Raw genomic sequence first — 22,161 nt, forward strand, 5'->3', positions numbered from 1 at the left:
CACCCTCGGTGTCCCACACCGCACGGTTCAACAACCGCTGGGTCCGGTCCGGCGTGACGTCCCCGACGTACTCGGCGATGCTCCACCCGTTGCGCTTGGGCAACCTGCTCACCAGCGCCGACACGTACCGGCCCGCGTGCTGCCACGTCCGCGTCTGGACGAAGCACGACCGCACCCGCTCCAACAACTCGCCCCGTGCCCGCACCGCCCGGCCAGCCGTTACCCTGGCAGCAGCAGCCGCCTTCGATCTTGTCGTCCTCACAAACACATGATCAACAGGCGGCTGCGTCCACGTCGCATCACCCCACCGCATCCCACCAGGTCAGACCGCCAATGGCGGCTGCCGTACTAGCGGCAGCCTACGCAGACGTCGGTGATACCGCTCGCGCAATTACTCTGCTAGCGGCCGTTCTGATAGATGCTAAACGCATCCTCGGCCACGATCACCCCGACACCCTAGTCACTGCTACTCACCTAGCCGCCTTGTATTTACGAGACGGCTTCGCTGAGAAGGCCTTCGCCATATTCGACGAAACTCTCGCCGGGTGTGAGCGGACGCTCGGTCTAGACCACCCTGATACCCTCGCGATCCGCGAGGCCCTGCCCATCCTGCGTCAGCAATACCGACCCAGGCAAGCTTGACGATGCCGCACCAAGAAATGGCCGAGGTGCCCAATGAGCACCCCGGCGCAACGTCTCGTCCTGCCAGAACGCATCGCAACCTGGCGGCAGTCAACCGCGTTCTCGCCACCACATGAGTCGGCACTAAGATCACTCACGGACGGTGCGGTTCAGATATCCAAAATCGCTCAATTGCTTGGCGCTCTTCTACGTAGCCAGAGCAAAGCCTGTTGGCAGTTAAATGAGTGTCCTGGATTGGGCAGTGAGCAGGCCAGTCGCGGAGTCAGGATTGCGTCGAGCTGTTCGCCGCAGGTTCCTGTTCCTCCTCGTCGTCTTCGACGTCAATATCGACATCATTGGAGACGGCCGGGGCGGGAGCGTGAGCCGGCTTAGGGATAAAGACCGAGGCCGTACTCGTGACGATCCCCTTCGCGAGCTCCTCCACCGAGATGGGGTACCGAATGCCCCGGAGAACCTTGTAGCTCTTCAATGCGCGCTCGATCTGTGCCTTGTTTGCTGGGGCGATGTGGGCAGTGAGAAGCTCTTGAAGGAGGTTCACATGCTCTTTTCCTGTAATCATCCTGCCCCGTCTGCCGGCCTCCCCGGATTGCCAGACCGTAGCGAAAGGTGTGGCAACGAGTCGCCAATCAAGGGATGAGAGGCGATTGATGGCCGAGTCCCAGTCGAGCAGCCCTTGACTGACCACGTGGCGAAGGGCACGTGCCACGGCTAGCTGCACGACGGGGCGCATGAAAGGGTGCCCGTTCCCGTCGTGATCCTTAGGCGCTCGAAGTTCCCGCGGGGAACCCGTCTTTTCGTACCTGGCACGTAGGTCGCCGCATGCAATGAAGAGCTGGTTCAGACGCTCAACAAGGATCTCATAGCTTTCATCGAGGACTTCGTCAGTCGCTCGCTTCGAAAGTTTCTGAATGCTGCCATCGAGGTCGAACCCCATTTCTTTCAGAAGATCGTAAAGGATGCCGATTGTCGTCCATGCGGATTGGCTGACGTTTACGTTCCGATTTGCCAACTTCACCTCGCCATCACTGCCCTGCTTGCTGAAGACCTGGACTACATTAGGCTGGGAGAGAAACGGGTGGTCATCTAGGAACCGTCGGGTAAGGATAGCGAAGCTATCGTCTTCATCGAGGGCAATGTTCTCCTGGGTGCTGGTCTTGACCGCGTTTCGGTTGATGTTTGTAAACAAGCGGCGCGTCCGGCGGCGGCCCTCTTCTGAGTTGAAGTGAGGGACAACGATTACCCCGATGTCCTCGCTGCCAAGCTCGGGGTCGCGCTTCACCGCATCCTTAATCGCCTTGAGTCGATGCTGTCCATCAAGCGCGAAAAACTGGTGGGTGCCGTCGAAGGTCAGGACACCGAACTCTCTGTCGACTCCCGCAAGCATGTTCTGCTCTGCGTTGTCATCCATCGTCAGCGCGATGTATTCCGGGTGCCCTCCCCAAGCAGCGACAATCAAGGAGCCGAGGAACCGATGCTCATTGGTGAGCAGGTATTGCGTTATTGCCTCGGTGCGGTCGCCCACCCCTCGCTGGATCATGGTCGCTAGATCTTTGTTGCCGCCAAGCTCATAAGCAAAGTTGATCTCCCGGGCAACTTGCGCGTAGCTCATGAGACACAGGTAGTATTCCCAGTCACCTACATGAGCTTTGAATGCGGGTACGAAAGTCTTGGACGGCATGGTTGCTTCCCCTTAATTTTACTGTCGAAGCGCCGGTTGCGGTGTCCGAGGCCGCAGTATCGGTCCACGGTTCAAATTGCCGGGCGGGTTCAGTAGCTTAATCAATCTGTCTTCCAAGCCCGCGATTTCAGTCCGGTTTTTGACGATGGTCCACCAGTACTCTAGCGGCCGGAGAGCCAGATAGCGCGCTAAGACCTCCTTCCGCGTGTTGCCGGCCGGCTCTGCCCATACCTTTGCAGGTTCTGATTCCAAGTACTGCTGATACTCTCGGTAACGTCCGCGTAAGGTGTTTTCGCTGCCGGCCCCACCGCCCGCCTGGCCGACGTAGAGGATTTGAGATACAGTTCCCGGCTGGGATAACTCAGGTGCGAGATGGAATTGAAATGGCGGACGCCAAACGAACATATAAAGTCCAGGCATGTCGGGGATGCTTTGGTGAAGTTCAGGCACTGCCCGCATTACTTCCCAACGATCCGCCGCGCCTGCAAGATCATCCTCGAGGGTTTGACAATAGCGCTCGTCGAGAAGGCGGAGTAGGCCCCACTCAACGCGAAGTGCGGGGCTTGGGTCGTCTCGATACCGGGCGACGAGGCGGTCGAAGCGCTCGTCTGCCATCCGTAGTGCCGCTCGTCTGTTGATCGACATGAGATCGACATCACCCCGCTGCTAGGCGACAGGTCCTTCAGCCCGCCCGTAGACGATGCGGGTTGACGGAGGCAGCCTAGAGCAGGATTCCGACACTTTCAGCCCTCGAGTGGTGAACTCAGGGTCTGGACGCCAACTGCGGCTTTCGGGGCCTTCGAGTCGTTTATTGCTGCCCGCCTTTTTTGAGTAGACCGGCCCTTGGGGCCCCGGCCCGTGGTTGGTGGTAGACGATGTGCCGGTGGTGCTCGTGGTGAACTGACTAATAGCGCGTGGCGGCGATCGCGCCTCTGCTTCCCGAGCCGGGCGGTTCGAGGGGGCGGTGGCGGGATCACCGGGCAGGTCATCAACGGGATCCTCTGGAAGCTGCGTACGGGTGTGCCGTGGCGTGAGCTGCCAGAACGCTTCGGGCTGCGGAAGTCCTGCCGCGAGCACTTGCGTCGGTGGATGGCGGACGGGACCGTCGGATCGGATCCTGGAGGCGGAGAAGTGCATGACGATGGCCCACCGGTGTAGTGGACGATCAGCATCGACTCGTCGATCGTGCGGGCGCACCAGCATGCTGCTGGCGCCCGCAAGAGGGCGGCCTCCAGGCAAGTCCGGCGACGCCTGGTGCGCACGATGGCGAGGCCATCGGCCGATCCCGCAGCGGGCTGAGCACGAAGACCCACCTGGCCGTCGACGGGTGGGGCCGAGTGCTGTCGATCCTGCTCACTCCGGGCCAGTCGGTGATAACCCGTAGCTCCTCGCGCTGCTCGACGCGATCCGGGTAAACGAGCCCGGACTGACCGTCCCCGCAAGTGTCCCGACGTGCTGATCGCGAACAGGGGCCACGCCCACGACTCCACCCGCCGGTCACTGCGTCAACGCGGAATCCGGCACGTCATCCCGGAACATTCGGACTAGTACTCCAGCAGGAGATCCGTTTCAGGGCTCGGTGAGGGCTTGTCGGGCGTAGTGGCTGATCTTGGCGTCGGCTTGATGACGCCGTCGGAAGATGGACCAGGCGATGACGTCGCCGACGCGTCGGGTGGGTTCGATGATCAGGGCGTGGAACAGTCGCCGGAGTTCGTTGACGGTGATCGGGATCAAGCCGTCCGGGCTGGTGGTGGCCCCTGCTGCGGCGGCGGCGAGGAACGCGTGGGCGGCGATGACGAGGGTGGTTCACCGGTGCCAGGCCCGCCAGCGGCGGTGTTGGTGCTGGTCCAGTCCGAGGCCGGTTTTGGTGGCTTGGAACGATTCCTCGATGCTCCACCGTCGGCCGGCGACGGCGACCAGGTGGTGCAGCGGCACGAGCTGCGGTGACCAGCAGCGGTAGAACGCCAACTCGCCGGTGGTGCGGTTGCGGCGCAGAAGGAGCCAGTGGTGACCGTCGTGCTCGTCGGTGGCCAGGGGCAGGGTGACGAACGCCCAGTCGTAGTAGCGGTGGCCTTTTGCCCCTTGGCCTGCGGAGATCCGCTGCCACGCCCGGGTCGGTAGGTCGGCGGCGATCTGGTCCGCTCGCTGGATACCCAGCCCGGTCGGGACCCGGTGCGAGCAGGCGACCGCGAGGACGTACCCCAGTTCGTGACCGCGCAGGGCCGCGGCCAGGTGCGGGTCACCGCCGTAGGCCTCGTCACCGGCAACCCACCGACACGGCAGCCCACCCGCGAGGGCGGTGTCGATCAGCCGTCGTGCCAGCTGCGGCTTCGTGGCGAACCCGATCGTGTCGGGCACCCCTGCCTCCACCCGTCGCGCAGGGTCGTCGGTCCAGGACTTCGGCAGGTAGAGAGCGACATCGAGCAGGGTGTGCCCGGCCGGTGAGGCATACGACAGGTGCACCGCGAGCTGACAGTTCTCAATCTTCCCGGCAGTGCCGGAGTACTGCCGCTGCACCCCGACGGTGTGCACGCCCTTCTTCAGATCCCCGGTCTCGTCGATCAGCAGTACACCGTCCGGATGCCCGAGCTTGACCGCGACGAAATCCCGCACATCAGTCCTGACCTGCGCGTCGTCCCAGCGGGCCCGACCGATCAGGTCCTGCATCCCACCCGGCCCGTCGTCACCAGCGTGCTCCGCGATCGTCCAACAGTTCTTCGTCGGCAGCGGCGCCAGCAGCCCGACCATGAAGTCCCGCACCCGCCGACGCGGCTCAGGCCGCCCGAAACGCGACCCGACCACGTCCATCAGCTCGTCGAACAGCCCCAACCATCGCTGGGCGTCTACTCTGTAGGCGGCAGCCACCGCCGTATCTTTGGTCCACACAACCGCGAGACTCAGCGGTGGCTGCTCCACGACCACGGACAAAACCACACTGTCACAGCAGGTCAGAAACGATCTCCTGCTGGAGTACTAGGTCGCCCGCCGGGCTGTTCAAGGCAGCGCCGGCGGGCGACCGCCCGCCTTCGATCGAGTGATCTACAAGGTCCGCATCGTCGTGGAGCGCTGCTCGACCGACTCAAGCACTGGCGTGACCTGGCCACCCGCTACGCCAAACGCGCATCCCTCTACCAGTCCCGTCTGGTCCTCATCGCCGCCATCACCTGGCTTCCATGATCGACAGGACAGGCCTAAAGGGCAGCTCGCGCCCCGAGTGGCCTGGCGAGTCTTCGCGAAGCAGGTATTAAGCACCGCTACTTGCTACGCAAAGAAGCAGGAGCCGTCGCTGTCGCGGTACGGATGAGGCGATGCCCGTCCAGCCGGTAGCCCCGGTCTTGTAGCCGTTGCTCCCAGCCGGCGCGGGTCCCAATGGTCGCGGACTCGAGCAGCAGGCCGGCGCGCTCCTCCTGCTTCGTTAGTCGCACGAATTTGTCGCGGCCGAGGTAATCGAGGGGAACAAACGTCTCTTTGCGATGTAATATAGGCGGGTTGGTCGATCTCCGAAAATCGGTTAATTTGACGTTCAGCATCCTTAGGTCTGCTCGTAAAGACGCCGTCAGTGCAGGATGTGGCGTAGTGTCGAAGTCCGGGTACGAGAGATAGGAAACCTTGGTCATCATCCGTGAGAACTTGACAATTGTGCACTCTGCCACTGATCCGGTGAGCGCTCGCGCGCATCCCTCGTAAACGCGGAGGAGTGGATCAAGCGCTTGGACTGCCGTGACGTGCACATACAGGGCGTCGGCCGTTAGCTTTCCGATCTTGGAGGCGCTGCAGGCATTGTTTAAATGTCTCTGGTCCGCGATGCCATGTAACAGCGCATCCGCCTTGGAGCAGGCCTTCCGATAGGACCCGAATAGCATCCGCACGTCAAGTGCTATGCCTTTGGGAAGTTCGGACGCCTTAGGCCGTCCCCTGAAAGAGGAAAGTGCGAGGTAGACCAAGAGATCGTGTTCCGCTTGATTTCGGGCTTGTTCGAGGTCTTTGTCCCAGTCTTGGTGACCGGTTATGTTGCGTAACGTCGCTGCCGCCTGTCTTAGTGAAGGGAAGACGCGCAGGAGCCGATCCGCTGTTCCAGGGGCTTCCTCTGGGGCGGGGAGCCGGCCACGGGCCGTGATGAAGGCCGCTAACGCGTCCAGGTCTTCCCGGTGAGCGTCGTAGAGGGCTTGCCGGCGTCGTGGCCGGCTCGTGGGTAGGAGGCGGTGCCGAGTGCGCGATGCGAGAAAGGTTTGGGCGTCAGCATCCTGGCGGAAGACGTAGAAGACGCCAGGTGCGGCGGCGATGCAGTCGGTGTGCAGCTGAACGTTGATCCAGTTGCGCAGCTCTTCTTGGTTGTAGAACTTCTGGAAGGTGCCGCGCTTGGTGATGATCCCGTCGCCGTGATGGTGGCCAGTGACGGTTCGTGCTTCCCAGTCGGGTCGGGCTGCGACGATGAGTACCTGCCGAGCCAGAGCCCATGCTGATGCCAACGTTCGAGCCCGTTCGGTGGGGTCTTCGATGACGTTGATGACGTACCCGAGGTTGACCACGTCCGCCGCGCGCCGTTCGGCGTTGGGGCTGTGTCCCGGGTCCCAGCCGTGGGCGGCGTAGCCCATGGCCTGGAGGCGTGTGACGTCTCCTCCGCGCCCGCAGCCATAGTCGAACAGCGTGGAGTTAGCGCTCAGGATGCCATCGGCGACTGCCAGCGCGATGGGTTTGGACAGCTGCTGACGGGAGATCGCTGTCTGGTGGCGGGGAATCACCTGGGCGCTGTCCATAGCTCACGATTCTGCCGGTTCAATAGCCGAGGACCCGAAGAGTACACGCAGCAGGAAGCTCGCGCCCCCTGTTCCACTGATCCTGCCACGCTACCCGTAGGACTCAGTACGCTCATCTAGCGCTAGTTCCACATCCATCATCAGTAACGCCGACTTGACTGAATCGCATTTTCGGCGGTCACTGTTCAACGAGAGGGCTAGTCCACTGGAGATAAAGTGATTCTGAAAGCACGTACAACTGACGCAGGCCACGTCTACTTCCTGGTCAAGCACTCCGATGGCGGAGAAGCTGAATTCGTTGCAGCCACGATCCCGCCCTCGGACGTTCAACGGTCGACCGGCACCTTCCGCAACCCAGATCTCCTAGTCCATCTGCCACCGAAGCTGGTGTCCGCGCTCTTTGGTACGGCGGAGCCTGCGGGGGATGGCAGGGTTATGGCGCTTATCGTAAATGCCGAAAGTCGGCGTGGGGCTGCCGTCGGATCATTTACGGACACGGCAGCGGCCAGGGCCTGGTGGCACCAGCCGTACAACAGGTTGGCACGTGACCCGGACGTACTGTTCCTGACGGTGCCAGTGGAGGCCGACGCTTATAGGTGACAGACAGCGCAGCCCGCCTCGTCATTCTCCTCGTCAAGGGCATCGGTGAGCACCTCGATGAGGGGCAGATTGGAACGGGGCTTGGCTGCCGCGCGAGCAAGAGCGGCGGCATGCCGCTCTTCGATCGCATCGCGCCGTTCGAGAAGGTCGCGCAGCGACTCACCCTGCGACCACGTGTACTGACGGCCGCGCATCGCTGTGGCTTGGTAGTTGACCTTGTCCTCATATTCCACCGCGCGTTCGAACAGCTCTGGGTGTCGGTCGGCGAGGCCGACCCATTCGTGTTTGCGCTGGAAGAAGCAGAAGTAGCAGCCGGAACGGGTGCGCCACTCGTAGTAGGCCGGCAGGCCGATTCCGGACTCCTCCAAGATCCGGTTGACTCCGTCACGGTCGATGCCGTCTTCCCGGAACGGGAATACAGCCTTGATGTTGGGCTTGGTGCTGACGTAGCCGAGGCGGTTCTCGTCGGCGCGGATGGCGACGTACGAGATGGCTGGGCTGTCGCCTAGCCATTCCTCTAGCGGCTTGATCTTGAGGTTCTTGGTGCACCACCGCATGGAGGCGCTCGGAAGGGTGCCCTGGTAGACCTGCAGCCAGTGGTCGAAGTCGCGGGTGGCGTTCAGTCGGACGATCTGCTTGCCGAGGGCCGCTTCGAGCCGGTTGAGGTAGTCGTACGTCTCGGGTAGTTCGGCGCCGGTGTCGCAGAAGAAGTACTCCATCTGCGGCACCTTGGCGCGCATGTAGATCGCGAGGGCGGAGGAGTCTTTACCTCCCGAGATGCCGAGGACATGGCGGGTCTCGCCGGGCGTACGTTGCCGGGGTGCAGTCATCGGGTCGACTTCTTTCGCGTGGATGGTGCGTCGTCGCTGCCAGCGTCCCGCTCGACTATGACACTTTCGGCCAGCAGGGCGAGCAGGGCCCGCTCGCCGTTCTCGCTGATCTTCCTGCGAGCTAGGGCGATCACCTCAGGCAGCAGGGCCTGCGCGCTGGCGCGTTCGTCGTTGGAGAGGTGGACGACGGTGTGGAGCTCGTGTCCGTCGGCCTGGGTAACGGTGATCGCCTGGGAGACGAAGGTAGCGTCGGTCGGTTCGGCCGTCGTGGGCTGGTGCAGGTTAGCCAGCCGCTCGATAGCGCGAGCGGCTGCCCGGACCTCGTTGGTGAAGGTGCTGATGTCACCGTCACGCCAGTCGGAGAGCCCGCGGCCAACGATCCGGACGACGAACGGGTCGAGCCATTCGTCATCGCTGAGTGTCGTCTCTTGAGCGAGAGTGATGACACCACGGAGTTTCGCCTCGACCAGGTTCACATCGGCGAGGTGTCGGGTGTAGACCGCAAGGCGCTGCCGTAGCTTGCCGAGATCGGTGGGCATGTGGAACGCCTCGGCGATGGCCTTGACAACCTGTGTGCGGAGACGTTCGTCCGCCCGGCCGAGTTCGGTAAGCGCCTTGCTCAGCGACTCGGCGTACCGGCGCGTGATTTGCTCGTCGATCTCACCGCTCGCTGGGATCGGCTCGAGGTCGAGGGCGGACGGCAGGTCGGTGAACAGGAGCGTGTCGGGTTCGCGAGCGGTCTTGAGCGCTTGACGTACGGCCCGTGCCTGCTTGGGGAGTTGTTGGGTGTGATCGGCGTACGCGGACAGGCTCCGGGCACGGTCGAGCAACTCACGCGTGAGCGTCAGAGGCGCGACGTTGCGGACGGTGATCGGTGGTGCTGCCGGCATCCGCGCACCGATCACCTGGGCGATCTCGGTTACTGCGGTCTTGCGCGGACCTGCTTGAACGCCCATCGCTTTGACCGCGAACCGCTCCGGGCTCTTGATCATGCGCTCAGCCAGGGCAGCGGTTAGTCGTGTCTGGTAGGTGCCCTCCTCGAAGAGGGCGAGTTCTTGGCTCCCGATGATGAGCGCGGTCAGCACGATGACCGGGATGACGCCTGGCCGTATCCCGAAAGGAGGCGCTTCGAGCAGCTCATAGACGGCGTCGAGCCTCAGCGGCTGTGCGGTGGCTGCCTGCATCTGCTGCTGCATGGCGGTCCAGGCCGGGTATAGCGAGTTGCCGGGCTCCGGTTCGCAGAAGCCGAATGGAAGCAGCTCCGTGTCGTCGTCGGTGCGCTGATCGGTGGGGCGGTGCAGCTGGAGGTATTCCAGGACTCCGCTGTACATCGCGCGTTCCGGCCCGTAGCCCTCGATGCCAAGGTACTGATGGGAGGGTGCCGTGATCATGGCGATGATCAGCTCACGGCGTGCCTTGGCTGCTTGGCTGGTCAGCTTATGCCGGCCCAGCATTTCGTTACGGATGTGCGGAGCGTGGGGGAACACGCTCTCGCACGCCTTGGAGACGAGCTCTGCGAGGCTTCGGCCCTTGATGGTCTCGGCGTCAGCTGTGAAGACGGCGGCCCCGGCCCTAGCCGGCAGCAGGTACCAGGTGGGGGCTAGCTGGCTTGGCAGGAAGGCTTCTGCGACCCGGGTGGCCAGTTCGGCGCTGGCCTGCGCGATACGTTCGCTGACCTCGGTACTGGCCACGGCGTCGAGTTCGACGTTGGCCGGTAGCTCGTGGAGAGCGTGCAGGTAGCGGGCGGTACTGAGTACTTTCTCCGCGTGGGCGGTCACGCCGGCGATGACAGGGCGGTCGGTTCGAACCGTGGGGATGGTGTATTCGTCCCCGAAGTGGAACAGCAGGAGTCCGTCTTCGGCGTCAGCGGCGGACGGCCCGATGAGCTCGGGCGAGCCTGCGTCGGTGGCCTTGGTGACGAAGTGGCGCAGCATACCGGTGCGTTGGCTGTGCTTGCCCGCCACGACGGCGGTTGGCAGGTAGGTCGAGATGACCTTGACTGCGGCGTGATCGTCGCAGGCGTTGATCAGCTGCTCGATGTGGCTCGTGAGATCGACGTCACTGCCCCGCCATACCCGGTACTCGTCGCTGAACTGTCGGTACACCAGGAAGCCGCGGTCGACGAGGCTGGTGACTTGGTCGGCCAGCAGTTGTCGGGCCGTGGGGTCGTTGAGCGTGATGGGGTCGCTCAAGGCGAACAAGACGGTGTCCATGCTGGCGCGCAGGGCGCCAGAGGCGTCGACGAGGTTGAGCATGCCAATGGTCTTGAGGATGACCTGGTCTTGCTCAGGGAGCCCGTTGGCCTCGGCGATGCGGTTGTCAATCTCCATCCACCGGCTCGCATTGGCCGAGGCCAGGATGGTGGTGCGGCCAGCGGTGAAGAAGTAGTCAAAGGCGTCTGCGATGCGGACGGTGGACGCTGAGGAGGGGCGATTCGATGCGTAGCTCTGCAGGAAGCGTCGCACTGTGTGAGGTTCGTCGTTCGCGATGAACCCGGTCATGCTGCGATCGTGCTGCCCGATCTGCGCGGCCAGCAGCGGCGCGACCACCGTGGTCAACGGGTGCAGGGGGTACACGTGGGTGAACGTGTCGTGACCTGCGGCGAGGATGCCTTCGAGACCGCGTTCGGTCCAGGCCTGAGCGGACGCGGCGGCATGCTGGGCTATGAGCTTGCGTCCCTTGGGCGACACGCCGTTGTGGTCGAGGGTTCGGCGGATCAGCTCGACGGTGTCGCCGAGGTGGATCGTCATGAGGATGTCCTCGAACCGGCCCTGAACCTTCGCCCACTCCCGGCTCTGCAGCGTGCTCGCGCGGGAGGCGTAGTCGGCGAAAGACAGGTGCTGCAGCGTAAGGAGGTAGAGCGGCACGCCGCGGGAGCCTGCACCGAGCTCAGCGAGTTCCTGCAACAGGAACACGTCGCTACCGGCATCGCTGAACTCACCATGGGAGGCGAGGTGCTCTAGCGACTTGCCGAACTCGTCAATGACCAGCATGACCGGTGCCTGCTCGCAGAGAACCTTTACGGCGGACACGAGCTCCTGATTGCTGAAACCCGGAGCATTGAGGGGCGCGAGCGCTTCCTGCACGGGTGTGGGCATGTGGTTGTCAGGCCAGGCGCGGGCGGCACCATCGAGCAGCGCTCGCGTGATGCTGTCGAGCAGAGGCTCTCGTCGTGCCGTGGCGACGCAGGTGATGAATCCGTTGGGCGCGGTGCGGTCACGAGCTGCTGCCAACCGGCGGGCCAGGATCGGACTCGTCTCGGCGAGTACCTCTTCGGCCTCCATCCGGCGGTTCCCCGCACGGCCGAGCAGCGACACGACGACCAGAGCCAGTGTCGACTTGCCTGAGCCGTAGGGCCCCGTCAGGGACCAGGCGCGGGTGTTTGCTTGGTCCTCCAGGGCGGCCGTGACTCGTTCCAGCATGTCCTGTGCCCGGATGCCAATGTGCACCGGGCCGAGATGCTCGTCGCGGACGTCGCGTTCGATGTTCGTCGACCGCAGTCGGCTGCTGACGATGTTGATCCCGGCCGGCGTCTGTGGGCTGATGCCCGACGGTGCACCATTGGCGGTCATACCAGGGCTCCTGCGAGTCGATCGAGAGTCGGCTGGTCGAGCAGGTCGGTGCGGCCACGTCGCCGCATCTCTCGCAGCATCCCGGGTGGTTGCGTGGCGTACCAAGCTTCCCGATCTGGGAGGCTTGCGCGGGTGCGAACGTTGCCGTAGTAGCCGTCCAGCACGTCCCAGGCCAGGTCCTTGGGATTGCCCTCGAACCGGAGGCTGCGTTGTCCGATGCCCTCCACCAGGGCCATCTGCGGGTACTCGCCGGCGACCTCCTCCAGGGCATGCGCGATTTCCGGCTCTCTGAGCCGGAAGGCGCGCCCTGGGCCACCCGGCTCATTGGTGAGACGGGCCAGGGCGATGGAACCACTCTGCAGAGGCTCGCTGCGTGCCGCGTAGTCCAGGCATGCGTAGGCGACCAGGGCCGGCGGCAGTGAGGTGCGGGCGTTGCTGGTGAAGTGCCAGCGGCTCGCTGCGTTGTTGCGGCCGAACCCGGTGGGCTCCAGTAGCCCGAGTTCCCGGAAGGGGGAATCGAGCAGGTCCTCGAAACTTCCGCCCGAACCCGCGGTGGGTTCACGCCGGCGTGCGTACATCTTCGTGAGGCAGTCCGCGTCCTTGGTTACGGATGCCTCTACCGGGGGCTCCCAGCCAGCCAACCGTACGTGTCGCAGCGTGGTCTCGGTGAGCTCGCTTGTGGTGAATCGGGACGTCGACTGGGCGTGGAAGGCCACCCACCAGGTGGGAGTGTGGCAGGGTTTTGCCAGTAGCCACCAGTGCAGCAGCCACAGACTCGCAGTGTCCTCAAGGTAGGGGTCGGCGCCGTTCTCGTCGAGCAGCCATTTCGCCTCCCAGGTCGGTGAGGCGACGTTCGCCCGAGACGTGGGGTCCTTTGGGTACTCGATGGTGAGTTTGAAGGCGTACGACCAAAACCGGATTGCATTGACCATGTTCTTACCCACGCCGAGTGTCACCGTCGCGTTCTCGCGCAGAAACACGTCACTGCCGATGTTGGGGTCAGTCAAGGCGCTGTACGCCTTATGCAACCAGCCGAACCGGGGGTGGAAGGTCTCATGGCGGGAGAACGACGGCTCGGCGACGTCCTTGAGCTTGGTTTCAAGCATCGTGTCTCCGCGGTCCTTCCTGCCCCTGGGCGGTTCCAGAGGCAGACGTGGTGGTGTTTGGGTACAGGGCAGCGTGAACCCGGCGCTCAGCGTCGATCACGTGGCGAATGGCGCTATCAATGTCATCGGCGGTAGTGGCGTAGCCCAGAGAGAAGCGGATAGCACATTCGGCTTCATCCCGGCTCAGGCCCATGGCCAGCAGGACTCGGCTCGGCTCCATAGCGCCGGCCGCGCAGGCGCTGCCCTCGGACGCGGCTATGGCGGGCATGGCGGCGAGCATCGCGTCGGCCGGCAGGCCGTCGAAGGTCAGACTCGATACGCCGGGTAGCCGCCGGTCGGGATGACCGTTGCGGCGGGTGCCGGGTAGGGCGGTCATGACAGCGGTCTCGAAGCGGTCCCGCAGCAACCGGATACGCGAGGCCTCTTGATCGAGGCAACGGGCGGCAGCTTCAGCAGCGGCACCTAGGCCGACGATGCCGGGCACATTCAGGGTTCCCGGCCTCCGTCCGCGCTCATGACCGCCGCCGTGCGCCAGCGGCCGGATCGCCGGGACCGTGCCGCGCCGCGCGAACAGTGCTCCCACCCCTTGCGGAGCACCGAATTTGTGCCCGGACATGGACAGCAGGTCAAGCTGCAGCCTGCGGAGATCGATCGGTAGCCGACCAACGAGTTGCGTCGCGTCCGAGTGCACCAACGCTCCGGCTTCGTGCGCGATTTTCACCACTAGGTCGAGATCACTCAGGACGCCCGTCTCGTTGTTTGCCGCCATGATCGAAACCAGGGCAGGCGAAGTTGCGAGTGCTTCTTCCAGCTCGTCGAGACGTAGTGTGCCGTCCCGGTGGACCCCGATCGTGTGGACCGTGCTCCCAACAGCGTCGGCGACCGCAACTGCCGCTTCGGTCACCGCCGGGTGCTCCACGGCACTGATTACTAGGCTCTGGCCAGGCGTTGCGGCCGACCGAAGAGCCAAGTTGTTGGCCTCGGTCGCACCCGAGGTGAAAATCAACTCATTCGGCGAGCATGCCAACAGCGCCGCAACCCGCTCGCGTGCCTGATCGACCGCAAGGGCCGCGTCTCGGCCCGCCGCGTGCACGCTCGAGGCGTTACCGACTGCTGTCAGCGCCTTGGTGGTTGCGGCCAACGCTTCGGGACGAACGGGCGCAGTGGCGTTGTAGTCGAGGTAAATGAGGGGATCAGCACCGGTATGACCCATCCTTCTCCCTCCGTTGCGGTACCCACCTTATGGGCTGGTGGCCTGCAGGGGAACCGCGACGCGTGCCACCAGCCGTGATCATGGGTGGCAAGATTACCGTACGCATGTTCTGTTCGGTCGCCCCGTAGGCCGGCTGCGACGCGCGCCGCATCGAAGTTCAACCCCGCTCCCCGGACGCCCCCAGAGGAAGGCGCACCTGCACGAGGAAGCCCCGTGAGCCGCGGTCCCCTTCGAGCGTGGTGGCGCGATAGAGTGAGTGCCTGAATCGATGTCGTAGGCATCTTGTCCAATAACCCACGTGACTAGCGACCCGAGGCGAGCCGCGCGGAGGATGCCGTCGAGATGATCCACACCGCTGTCATGATGGCAGGTGCCCGGCACTTCACAGCCGGTCGCCGGGTGGGCGCCCCGCTCACCCTCCCACTCCTGATCCCCGCTGCTCGAGCGTACCGATGACATACACGATCTTTGACTTGTTGCGGACGTCGCGCCGGACGTCGAGCTTCGTAGACGAGCGGGTCCTTCGAGCGATCGGGCGCCTCGTCGACGGCGGGCATGTTCGGCAGGCACCCAGTGATGCGGTGATCGCGGCTGCGTGCCTCGGCGATCCCATCAGCGCGGTCCGTCGTCTGGCCGAGGCCGGTGTGTTGCCCGGTGAGCTCCCGGATGAACAACGGCGCGATCTGTCCGCCCGCCTGTCGTTAGGCCCAAATCAGCTCGACAGCAAGGCCATTCTGGCGAATCCGAGTGCCGTGGCGGTATTTCTTGGTCTTCCCGAGGTGCGCGCCAGCGCTGCGGCGCAGACACCGACCCACGCGACGCCAGCCTACGGGCTGTTTCCGCATCAACGCCGTGCCGTGGTCCGCGCCCGCAAGCTGCTGCGGTTGGGCCGCACCCGGCTGTTGCTGCATATGCCGACCGGATCCGGCAAGACCCGCACCACGATGAGCATGGTGGCCGACTATCTGCGCGAGAACGAAGGTCGCGTGGTGCTCTGGTTCGCATCCACGCGAGAGCTGCTGGACCAAGCGGCGCGCGAGTTCCACAAGGCGTGGTCTCTGCTGGGCGACCGGCCCGTCCCGATCGTTTCGGCCTGGGGCGGTCAGGACGCCGACCTTACCGACCTCACCGACGGCCTCATCGTGGCCAGTTTGCAGACCGTCCATGCACGTCGCAGCGACCCCGGTTTCATTCCTGCCCTCGGTCGTCGCGTGGGGCTCATCGTGTTCGACGAAGCGCATCAAGCGGTCGCCCGCACCTACCGGTCGGTGGTCGAACAACTCTCCGCCGCCGGGCAACCGGTCACCCCCATCATCGGGCTCAGTGCGACCCCGGGGCGGACTTTCCTCGGAGGGCGGTCCGACGAGGATCTCGCCGAGTTCTTCGAACACATGAAAGTGGAGCTCGACACGGCCGCTGAAGGCGCGGACAACCCGGTCGCTTACCTGATCCGTCAGGGCTACCTCGCCGAGCCCGAATTCCGGCTCCTCGGAGACCTGCCGGAGGACGATGATCCAGATAGCGGCGACGATGACGAACCGGATGACATCGGCCTCGATCAGGATGACTACATGCAGGAGGTTCTTGGCGCCACTCTGCAGCTAGTCAGTGAGTCACATCGCCGCATCATCGTGTTCGCCGCCTCGGTACAACTGGCGCACTCGCTGGCAGCGTCACTGCGAGCGGTCGGTGTCCTCGCGGACGCTGTCGACGGAACGACGGCACCCGAACTGCGCGACACCGCAATCCGGATGTACAAGAGCCCGGCACCCATCCCTCGCGTCCTGGTCAACTACGGCGTGCTGACGACCGGCTTCGACGCCCCGCAGACCAGCGCCGTCGTGATCGCGCGCCCGACACGATCCCTCGTGCTGTACAGCCAGATGGTCGGCCGGGGCATCCGGGGCCCGAAGGCTGGCGGCAACAGGAAGGCCGTCGTCGTCACCGTGGTCGACCCCGCAGTCCCCGCATTCGGTTCCATCGCCGCCGCCTTCACCCACTGGGAGGACTTGTGGTAACACCCGACACCCACCAGGAAGCTCCGCTTCTCTCCGGTGAACAGACCGTCAAGTCCATCCGCGACACCGGATACAAGGGCACCGACTATGCCCTCGCCGAGCTGATCGACAACTCCTTCCAGTGGGGTCAGGCCCGTACGGTCCTGCTGGTCATCGTGCAGCGCATGGTGCAGGGTAAGCGGCGCGCCACCAAACGCGCCGACGAGATCTGGGTCATCGACGACGGCACCGGCATGACGGATCAGGCCGTCAATCTCGCCCTGTCGTTCGGCGGATCCGGCAAGTACAACGACCGATCGGGCATCGGCCGCTTCGGCATGGGCCTGCCGCAGGCCAGCGTCTCGCAGTGCAAGAAGACTGATGTATGGACCTGGCAAAAATCACAACCGGAGAACGCCTCCCACACCTATCTCGATCTGCTAAAGCTCTCGCACTCCGACAAGGGATCCACGCTCACCGTCCCGTGGCCGACACACCCCGGTCAGCCGGGCTACGAAGCCATGCCCGACTGGGTCCTCGACGTCTTCAAGCAGCATGCCACTGCGGACACCTCGATGGGGCAGCCGCTCTACGGCGGCACGGCCGTTCGATGGTCCACGCTCGACAAGGTCCGCTGGACCACTGCTAGCACCATCCTCAAGCACGCTGAGAACCTACTCGGGCGTATCTACCGCAACTTCCTGACCGCCAACTCCGCGCCGCGCCACATCAAGATCGCCATTGTTGACGCAGACATGATCGGCGGGCTCATCGAGTTTCACGACGTACGCCCCAACGACCCCCTGTACCTGCTGCCGGCGGACCAAAGCACCCTCGAGTACTGGGAGCAGGCCGGCCCGGACGGCGAGAAGGAAAAGTACGTTCCGGTCACCGACACCGCGCCCTTCACCGCCCACCACAACTCTCGGACCTTCGAGATCGCGCGTGCGGACGGCAAAGGCAGCTCCACCGTCCACGCACGGCTGTCCCTGGCCCGGCCCGAGGCTCGACCGGGGAGAAATCCTGGTAAAGACACCCATCAGGGACGCCATGCCCGCGACAACGCCGGGATCTCGGTCGTGCGCGCCGGCCGCGAGCTAGTCCTCGAACAGACTTTGAACGAGGAAGCCACCGACCGGTGGTGGGGTGTCGAGCTTTCCTACAGCCCCGACCTCGACGAGATCTTCGGGGTGACGAACAACAAGCAGGACGTTCCCAACCTGACGCAGGCACTGCAACTCGCGCGCACCTACGATCTGCCGAAGGAACAAGCCCTGGAAGAGGGCCTCTTCGACGAAGAGCACGAGATCGCCGAGCTATACGGGATGGCCCACCAGCTGTTGCTTCTCGTCCGTTCCCTGCGCCAGGAAGGCCGAGAAGGTCGAGACGCGGCATCGCGAGGCCGCTCCGCCCCGCCGAACATCGCGGGCGTCGCCTCCAACATCAAGAAGACACGCTCTACCGTCATCCCCACGCCCGGCGAGAAGAAGTTCGCGGATGATCCGGATCCTGAGAAGGCCGCCGGCGCTATCGAGACGAAGCTCAAGGCGGACGATGTCTCCGATCAGACCCGCAAGATAATAATCGAGAACTACAGGCGTGGCGTGACCGTCCAGATTCTGACGCAAGCAGAGAAGCACGTCCCGGCGTTCTTCCGGCCCGACGAGGCCATGAACCTGGAGCTGCTGTGCTTGAACAACGCCCACCCCGCTTATCAGGCGATCATCGATCCTTTGCGCGCCTCCGGCGAAGACATTGCCGCGATGAGCGAAGAGGAAGCCAAGAGGCTCCTCACCAAGAGTGCCGATGCCATCACCTGGCTTCTGCTGGCCTACGCTCGCTGTGAGAACGAGTATCAGGGACATCCTCTCGCGGGCACATGGAAGCAGATCCGCGACCAGTGGGGTCAACGCCTCGCCGAGACTGTGCAGGACTCTGCCTTCAAAGCTGCCGAGCTCTTCGGCGACAGCGCCGAAGACGACAGCGAGAGCGGTGTATGACGCAACCAAACGCCGATCCTCAGCGCTGCGGATTCCGAGTCCTGGAACTCGTTTCCACCGCAACCACTTTGACGATCATCGCGCCGTTCATCACCTCAGCCGGCATCAGGCCGATCCTCACAGCGCTGCCGCAGGACGCCGAGCTCGAGGTATACACCCGGTGGCGGCCGGATGAGGTCGCCGCCGGGGTGAGTGACCCACACATCTTCGATCTGGTGAGCACCCGCGGCGGAACGGTGTCGCTGCACCCAATCGTTCACGCCAAGGGGTATTTGACTGGGTCATCCGCCCTGGTGGGCTCGGCCAATGTTACTGGGAACGGCCTCGGATGGGGCCGCCCCGGCGCCGTCGAGATCCTTGTCGAAACCTCACCGAGCGACCCGGCCCTGGTGGCGCTGATGTCTGTGCTGCGGGCGACGTCGTCAACGGCCACGGAAGCGGACCGCGACGCCGTTCTGGCGGCTGCAGCGGCGCTCCCCGCAGCACCACTGCAGGCCGTCGTCGAACCGGTGGACCGCACAGATTGGCTGCCTTCCTATCGGATGCCGGAAGTGCTCTGGCTCGTCTACGACGGACAACGCGAAAAGGAACTCACGGACTTCGTTCAGCCCGAACTCCGAGCGTTAGGGGTTCCAAGCGGTATCCAGAGCGAACCAGCGTTCAACGCCTACGTCGGGGCGATACTGCGACAAGGCTTCACCGGCCGCATCGCACAGGAATGCAGCAACCTGTCCACCATCAAGGCGGTGCAACGCCTGACTGCACTCTGCACGGCAAGAGGCATCACCATCGAGGATCCGGGTTTGCTGTGGGAAACGCTCGCGGCTTGGATCGCGCGTTTTATGCCCGGATTCCAGCGGATTCCCGGTGGGACGCGACTGATCCGCTAACGCCACAGGCCGATCGGCCGGCCTGTATCCGGGTCGAGAACTCGCACCGGCTGAGGGAACTCGGGCGCCGAGGATGGCTTCGACGACTGCTGCGGGATGACCGCGCACCGGCCGAGAGCTGAGCGCAGCAACTCGGCTGCTGCAGTCATCCCGGCCGCCTCGGCCGCAGCGAGCAGAATCCGCGCAGCCTTGGTCGTCTCCGCCTCTACGACACCGCCGCTCTTGCCGGGGCCATCTGCGGTGAGCTTTTGGATCTCGTACAGGCGAGTACGCAAGAGATCCACCTCGGCAGCCAGGCAGAGGTCGAACTCCGTAGACGATGGCTCCCCATCACATCTTGGTTCTTGCACGACAGCGAGCAGGCGAGCTACTGAATCCGGCAAGAAAAACCGACGGGCGCGGTCAAGATTTTCGGCACGTCGCTCCTCGAAACGCCTGCTAGCCAACGCCACCCCTCTATCCCGCTCCGCCTCGCCACCGGTCGCGGCTCCACGCGCCGGGGCAGTACGCCGGTCGGACGCCGTCGTGGAACAAGAGCCGGAGTGACGTCCATCAGCGTAGCGGAAGCAGCACAAGGCATCAGGACACCGAACGGCCGATCATCAGGTGCCCGGCGCCTCGGCCACAGTGGCCTGGCACCTACGCGCGACGCACCCACGATAGATACTGATCCCGGCACGTGATCAACTTTCGGCGATGACCGCTATCAGCGCCCCAGCGACCAGGTAAGGGCCGAAGGCAATGCTGCGCGTGCGGCGCAGCGCCAAGCGCGCCAGCGCTTCAGGAACAGCGAGCACAAAGGGCAGTAGGCCGCCGAGGAGCACCGCAGGCCAGCTGATGGCGCCCAGTGCCGCGCCGAGCAGCGCGGCCAGCCGCACGTCACCCAGGCCCATTCCGCTGCCTGCCACGAGGACCAAGGCCAGGTAGAGGCCGCCGAGCGCAGCTGCGGCGAGCGCGGCGGTGACCAGCGTTCGGGCCTGGCCCGTGGTCGCTGCCTGGCCGGCCAGCGCGACGCCGACGGTCAGGGCGGCGGCGCTGATCACGGGCGTTGGCAGCCTGCGGGCCGTGACGTCGATGGCGGCGAGTAGCACGCCGGTGTGCATCACCACCAGCCAGACCGCCAGCAGGGGCAGGCCGCCAGGGGCCTCGCGTAGAAGCCAGGCCAGGCCGGCAGAGGTAACAGCCAGCCCGATGCCGCACAGCTCCGATACGGCCACCAACGTCAGCGCGCTCCCAGCCGGAACACGGCTGGATGCCGGGGTGCCTATCCTGGCCGTCTCAGACTCGGGCGAGCCTGCGATAGCCGGCAAGTTGGTCACCAGCCAGGTGTACGCGTGTGGCAGCGCCAAGCCGGCAAGGGCGCCGCCGAAGAACGCCAGCCCCAGCGCTGCAGGATTCATCGTCTGCGGTTGTCGTGGCGCGCGATGGCCTACGCCGGTCCGGTCTCGGCAGCGGTCGGCTGGGCACAGCCGTCGCGATAGGTGTCCGACCAGCGCCGCACCTCGCGCATGAACGACGAGAGCAGCGGCAGCAGGTGCGTGCCGGCGGCAGTCAGGGAGTAGGTGCCGGCACCCGCGTCGTCGGTATGGTGCACCAGGCCGCCGTCGCGCAGCCGGCGCAGGGCGTCGTTGAGCGACTTGGAGCTCGGTGCCGGTTGGATCTCGCGCAGCAGCTCCGAGAATCGCATCGGCCGTTGACCGAGTGCCGTGAGGATCTCCAGGGTCCACCGCTGGGCACACAGCCTGATCGCTTCGTGCGCGACGTGAAGGTCGTCGTCCATCCGCCTCCCCTCCCCGTCAAGGTCGGCCAGAGGACGAGTCTAGGGGATCGACTGCTCTACGTGAACAGTGAATTCACGTTGAGTCAGATGGAGATCATCAAGGCATCGAGTCACGCCGTTGAGTAGCTGGTGCGCCGGCAAGGTGGCGGCAGCCCTCCGCGAGCGCATTCAGGGCGTCCGCCAGAGCGTTCCCCATAGTGGACAGGCGATAGGCGCCCGTGGCGGCGACCACGTCCCAGCTGCCATGCGGTTCCCGCCGCAGAAGTCCGGTCGCCGCGAGCCAGCACAGGTCGGCCCGCAGCGCCTCGCGGGAGACCTCGTCCACACCACCGAGGTCGCCGACAGTGGCAGTAGCGCGATCACGCAACGTCACGAGAGCCGCGATGGCTGTGGGCCGACGGGCGAGCTCCGCAGCGAGGTCGGCGGGCTGAGGACCCTCGGCGGTGCGGCTCATAATGCGCGCTCCCTTGAGATTTTCTGAGGATTCTAAAGCCTTCGATCCCTGTGGGCATAGTGTCGCGAATCCGACACCGGCTGGTCGGATTGCGTCGAAAGACTCGCATTATCGGTGACCTCGATGTGAGCACCTGACGGTAATCACCGGAAGGTAAGCACGTTGCGGTAACCGTAGGGGCCGGGTGTAGAGGTGGGTTCAGGCATCCGTGCGTGCAACTTCCACGACAGCGGGGTGGGCCCGCTTCGCTGTGGCCAGGAACCGTCAGGAGGCAGGGCGGCAGATGACGATCCGTAACAGACAGCGAACTTCCACCGTTCGAGCGTGTCCCGCACCGGGTTAGATGGAGACATCGAAACCTGGAGGAACACCAGCGATGCCTGCACCGAAGAAGTACCCCGATGAGCTGCGTGAGCGTGCGACCCGGTTGGTCTTTGAGGCCCGTCGGGATCCGGCCGGTGCGGTCGGCGTGATCCGGCGGATCGCCGACCAGCTTGGAGTCCATCCGGAGGCGTTGCGGACGTGGGTGAAGCAGGCCGAGGTCGACGCCGGTGTGCGGCCGGGCACGACCAGCAGCGATGCCGAACGCATCGCGGCCCTCGAACGGGAGAATCGTGAGCTGCGGCGGGCGAACCAGATCCT

General features: G+C 64.5%; 16 protein-coding genes and 3 pseudogenes. 7 read left to right on the forward strand and 12 right to left on the reverse strand.

Annotation, left to right across the window (positions count from 1 at the left end; genetic code table 11):
- A pseudogene (locus GA0070215_RS29930) lies at positions 1–205 on the reverse strand (IS701 family transposase); the annotation flags it as partial.
- A 128-nt stretch (positions 206–333) separates the two neighbouring features.
- Between GA0070215_RS29930 and GA0070215_RS29935 the strand changes: the two are divergent.
- Positions 334–642, forward strand: coding sequence for a tetratricopeptide repeat protein (locus GA0070215_RS29935; protein ID WP_091051442.1), 309 nt, complete (start codon positions 334–336; stop codon positions 640–642).
- A 262-nt stretch (positions 643–904) separates the two neighbouring features.
- Here the strand turns inward: GA0070215_RS29935 and GA0070215_RS26915 are convergent, their stop codons facing one another.
- Complete coding sequence (locus tag GA0070215_RS26915) at positions 905–2,320, reverse strand: DNA sulfur modification protein DndB (protein ID WP_091051446.1); 1,416 nt, start codon at positions 2,318–2,320, stop codon at positions 905–907.
- Positions 2,321–3,178: 858 nt separating this feature from the next.
- Here GA0070215_RS26915 and GA0070215_RS29940 point away from each other — a divergent pair.
- Positions 3,179–3,478, forward strand: a complete 300-nt coding sequence (locus GA0070215_RS29940; protein WP_167361586.1) for a transposase — start codon at positions 3,179–3,181, stop codon at positions 3,476–3,478.
- Positions 3,479–3,889: 411 nt separating this feature from the next.
- Here the strand turns inward: GA0070215_RS29940 and GA0070215_RS26925 are convergent.
- Positions 3,890–5,128 (reverse strand): annotated as a pseudogene (locus GA0070215_RS26925) (IS701 family transposase).
- A 169-nt stretch (positions 5,129–5,297) separates the two neighbouring features.
- Between GA0070215_RS26925 and GA0070215_RS28745 the strand changes: the two are divergent.
- Positions 5,298–5,497 (forward strand): annotated as a pseudogene (locus GA0070215_RS28745) (IS5/IS1182 family transposase); the annotation flags it as partial.
- A 77-nt stretch (positions 5,498–5,574) separates the two neighbouring features.
- Here the strand turns inward: GA0070215_RS28745 and GA0070215_RS26930 are convergent.
- From GA0070215_RS26930 to GA0070215_RS26950, 5 genes are all read right to left on the reverse strand, one after another.
- Complete coding sequence (locus GA0070215_RS26930; protein WP_091051453.1) at positions 5,575–7,077, reverse strand: DNA phosphorothioation-associated putative methyltransferase; 1,503 nt, start codon at positions 7,075–7,077, stop codon at positions 5,575–5,577.
- 590 nt (positions 7,078–7,667) lie between these two features.
- Positions 7,668–8,507 carry a phosphoadenosine phosphosulfate reductase domain-containing protein gene (locus tag GA0070215_RS26935; protein WP_091051456.1) on the reverse strand — a complete coding sequence of 280 codons (840 nt, stop codon included), beginning with the start codon at positions 8,505–8,507 and terminating at the stop codon, positions 7,668–7,670.
- Positions 8,504–12,079, reverse strand: coding sequence for a hypothetical protein (locus tag GA0070215_RS26940; protein ID WP_091051460.1), 3,576 nt, complete (start codon positions 12,077–12,079; stop codon positions 8,504–8,506). The genes GA0070215_RS26935 and GA0070215_RS26940 overlap by 4 nt, the downstream gene beginning before the upstream one ends.
- Complete coding sequence (locus tag GA0070215_RS26945; RefSeq protein WP_018584452.1) at positions 12,076–13,185, reverse strand: DUF4007 family protein; 1,110 nt, start codon at positions 13,183–13,185, stop codon at positions 12,076–12,078. Before GA0070215_RS26945 ends, GA0070215_RS26940 begins: the two co-directional genes overlap by 4 nt.
- Positions 13,178–14,398, reverse strand: coding sequence for a cysteine desulfurase family protein (locus GA0070215_RS26950; RefSeq protein WP_091051463.1), 1,221 nt, complete (start codon positions 14,396–14,398; stop codon positions 13,178–13,180). Before GA0070215_RS26950 ends, GA0070215_RS26945 begins: the two co-directional genes overlap by 8 nt.
- A gap of 452 nt (positions 14,399–14,850) precedes the next feature.
- Between GA0070215_RS26950 and GA0070215_RS26955 the strand changes: the two genes are divergently transcribed.
- The 3 genes from GA0070215_RS26955 (at position 14,851) to GA0070215_RS26965 (ending at position 19,285) form a co-directional block, all read left to right on the forward strand.
- Positions 14,851–16,416, forward strand: a complete 1,566-nt coding sequence (locus GA0070215_RS26955; RefSeq protein ID WP_091051468.1) for a DEAD/DEAH box helicase — start codon at positions 14,851–14,853, stop codon at positions 16,414–16,416.
- Complete coding sequence (locus tag GA0070215_RS26960) at positions 16,410–18,395, forward strand: ATP-binding protein (RefSeq protein WP_167361587.1); 1,986 nt, start codon at positions 16,410–16,412, stop codon at positions 18,393–18,395. The genes GA0070215_RS26955 and GA0070215_RS26960 overlap by 7 nt, the downstream gene beginning before the upstream one ends.
- Before the next feature lie 68 nt (positions 18,396–18,463).
- Positions 18,464–19,285 (forward strand): phospholipase D-like domain-containing protein, encoded by an 822-nt coding sequence (locus GA0070215_RS26965; RefSeq protein ID WP_091051474.1) that lies wholly within the window; start codon positions 18,464–18,466, stop codon positions 19,283–19,285.
- Here GA0070215_RS26965 and GA0070215_RS26970 read toward each other — a convergent pair.
- From GA0070215_RS26970 to GA0070215_RS28225, 4 genes are all read right to left on the reverse strand, one after another.
- The gene (locus GA0070215_RS26970) at positions 19,282–19,569 is read right to left on the reverse strand and encodes a hypothetical protein (protein WP_091051478.1); all 288 of its coding nucleotides are present in this window, start codon (positions 19,567–19,569) and stop codon (positions 19,282–19,284) included. The two genes, GA0070215_RS26965 and GA0070215_RS26970, sit on opposite strands and share 4 nt — an antisense overlap.
- A gap of 399 nt (positions 19,570–19,968) precedes the next feature.
- Positions 19,969–20,685, reverse strand: coding sequence for a prepilin peptidase (locus tag GA0070215_RS26975; RefSeq protein WP_208600432.1), 717 nt, complete (start codon positions 20,683–20,685; stop codon positions 19,969–19,971).
- Between the two features lie 29 nt (positions 20,686–20,714).
- On the reverse strand, positions 20,715–21,065 hold the full coding sequence (locus tag GA0070215_RS26980) for a winged helix-turn-helix transcriptional regulator (RefSeq protein ID WP_091051482.1): 351 nt from the start codon (positions 21,063–21,065) through the stop codon (positions 20,715–20,717).
- A 97-nt stretch (positions 21,066–21,162) separates the two neighbouring features.
- Complete coding sequence (locus GA0070215_RS28225) at positions 21,163–21,519, reverse strand: hypothetical protein (RefSeq protein WP_141708260.1); 357 nt, start codon at positions 21,517–21,519, stop codon at positions 21,163–21,165.
- 376 nt (positions 21,520–21,895) lie between these two features.
- Between GA0070215_RS28225 and GA0070215_RS26990 the strand changes: the two genes are divergently transcribed.
- Positions 21,896–22,161, forward strand: a 266-nt coding sequence (locus GA0070215_RS26990) for a transposase (protein ID WP_167361588.1), incomplete at its 3' end; no start/stop codon positions are given.

The organism is Micromonospora marina (genome assembly GCF_900091565.1).
Lineage (GTDB): Bacteria > Actinomycetota > Actinomycetes > Mycobacteriales > Micromonosporaceae > Micromonospora > Micromonospora marina.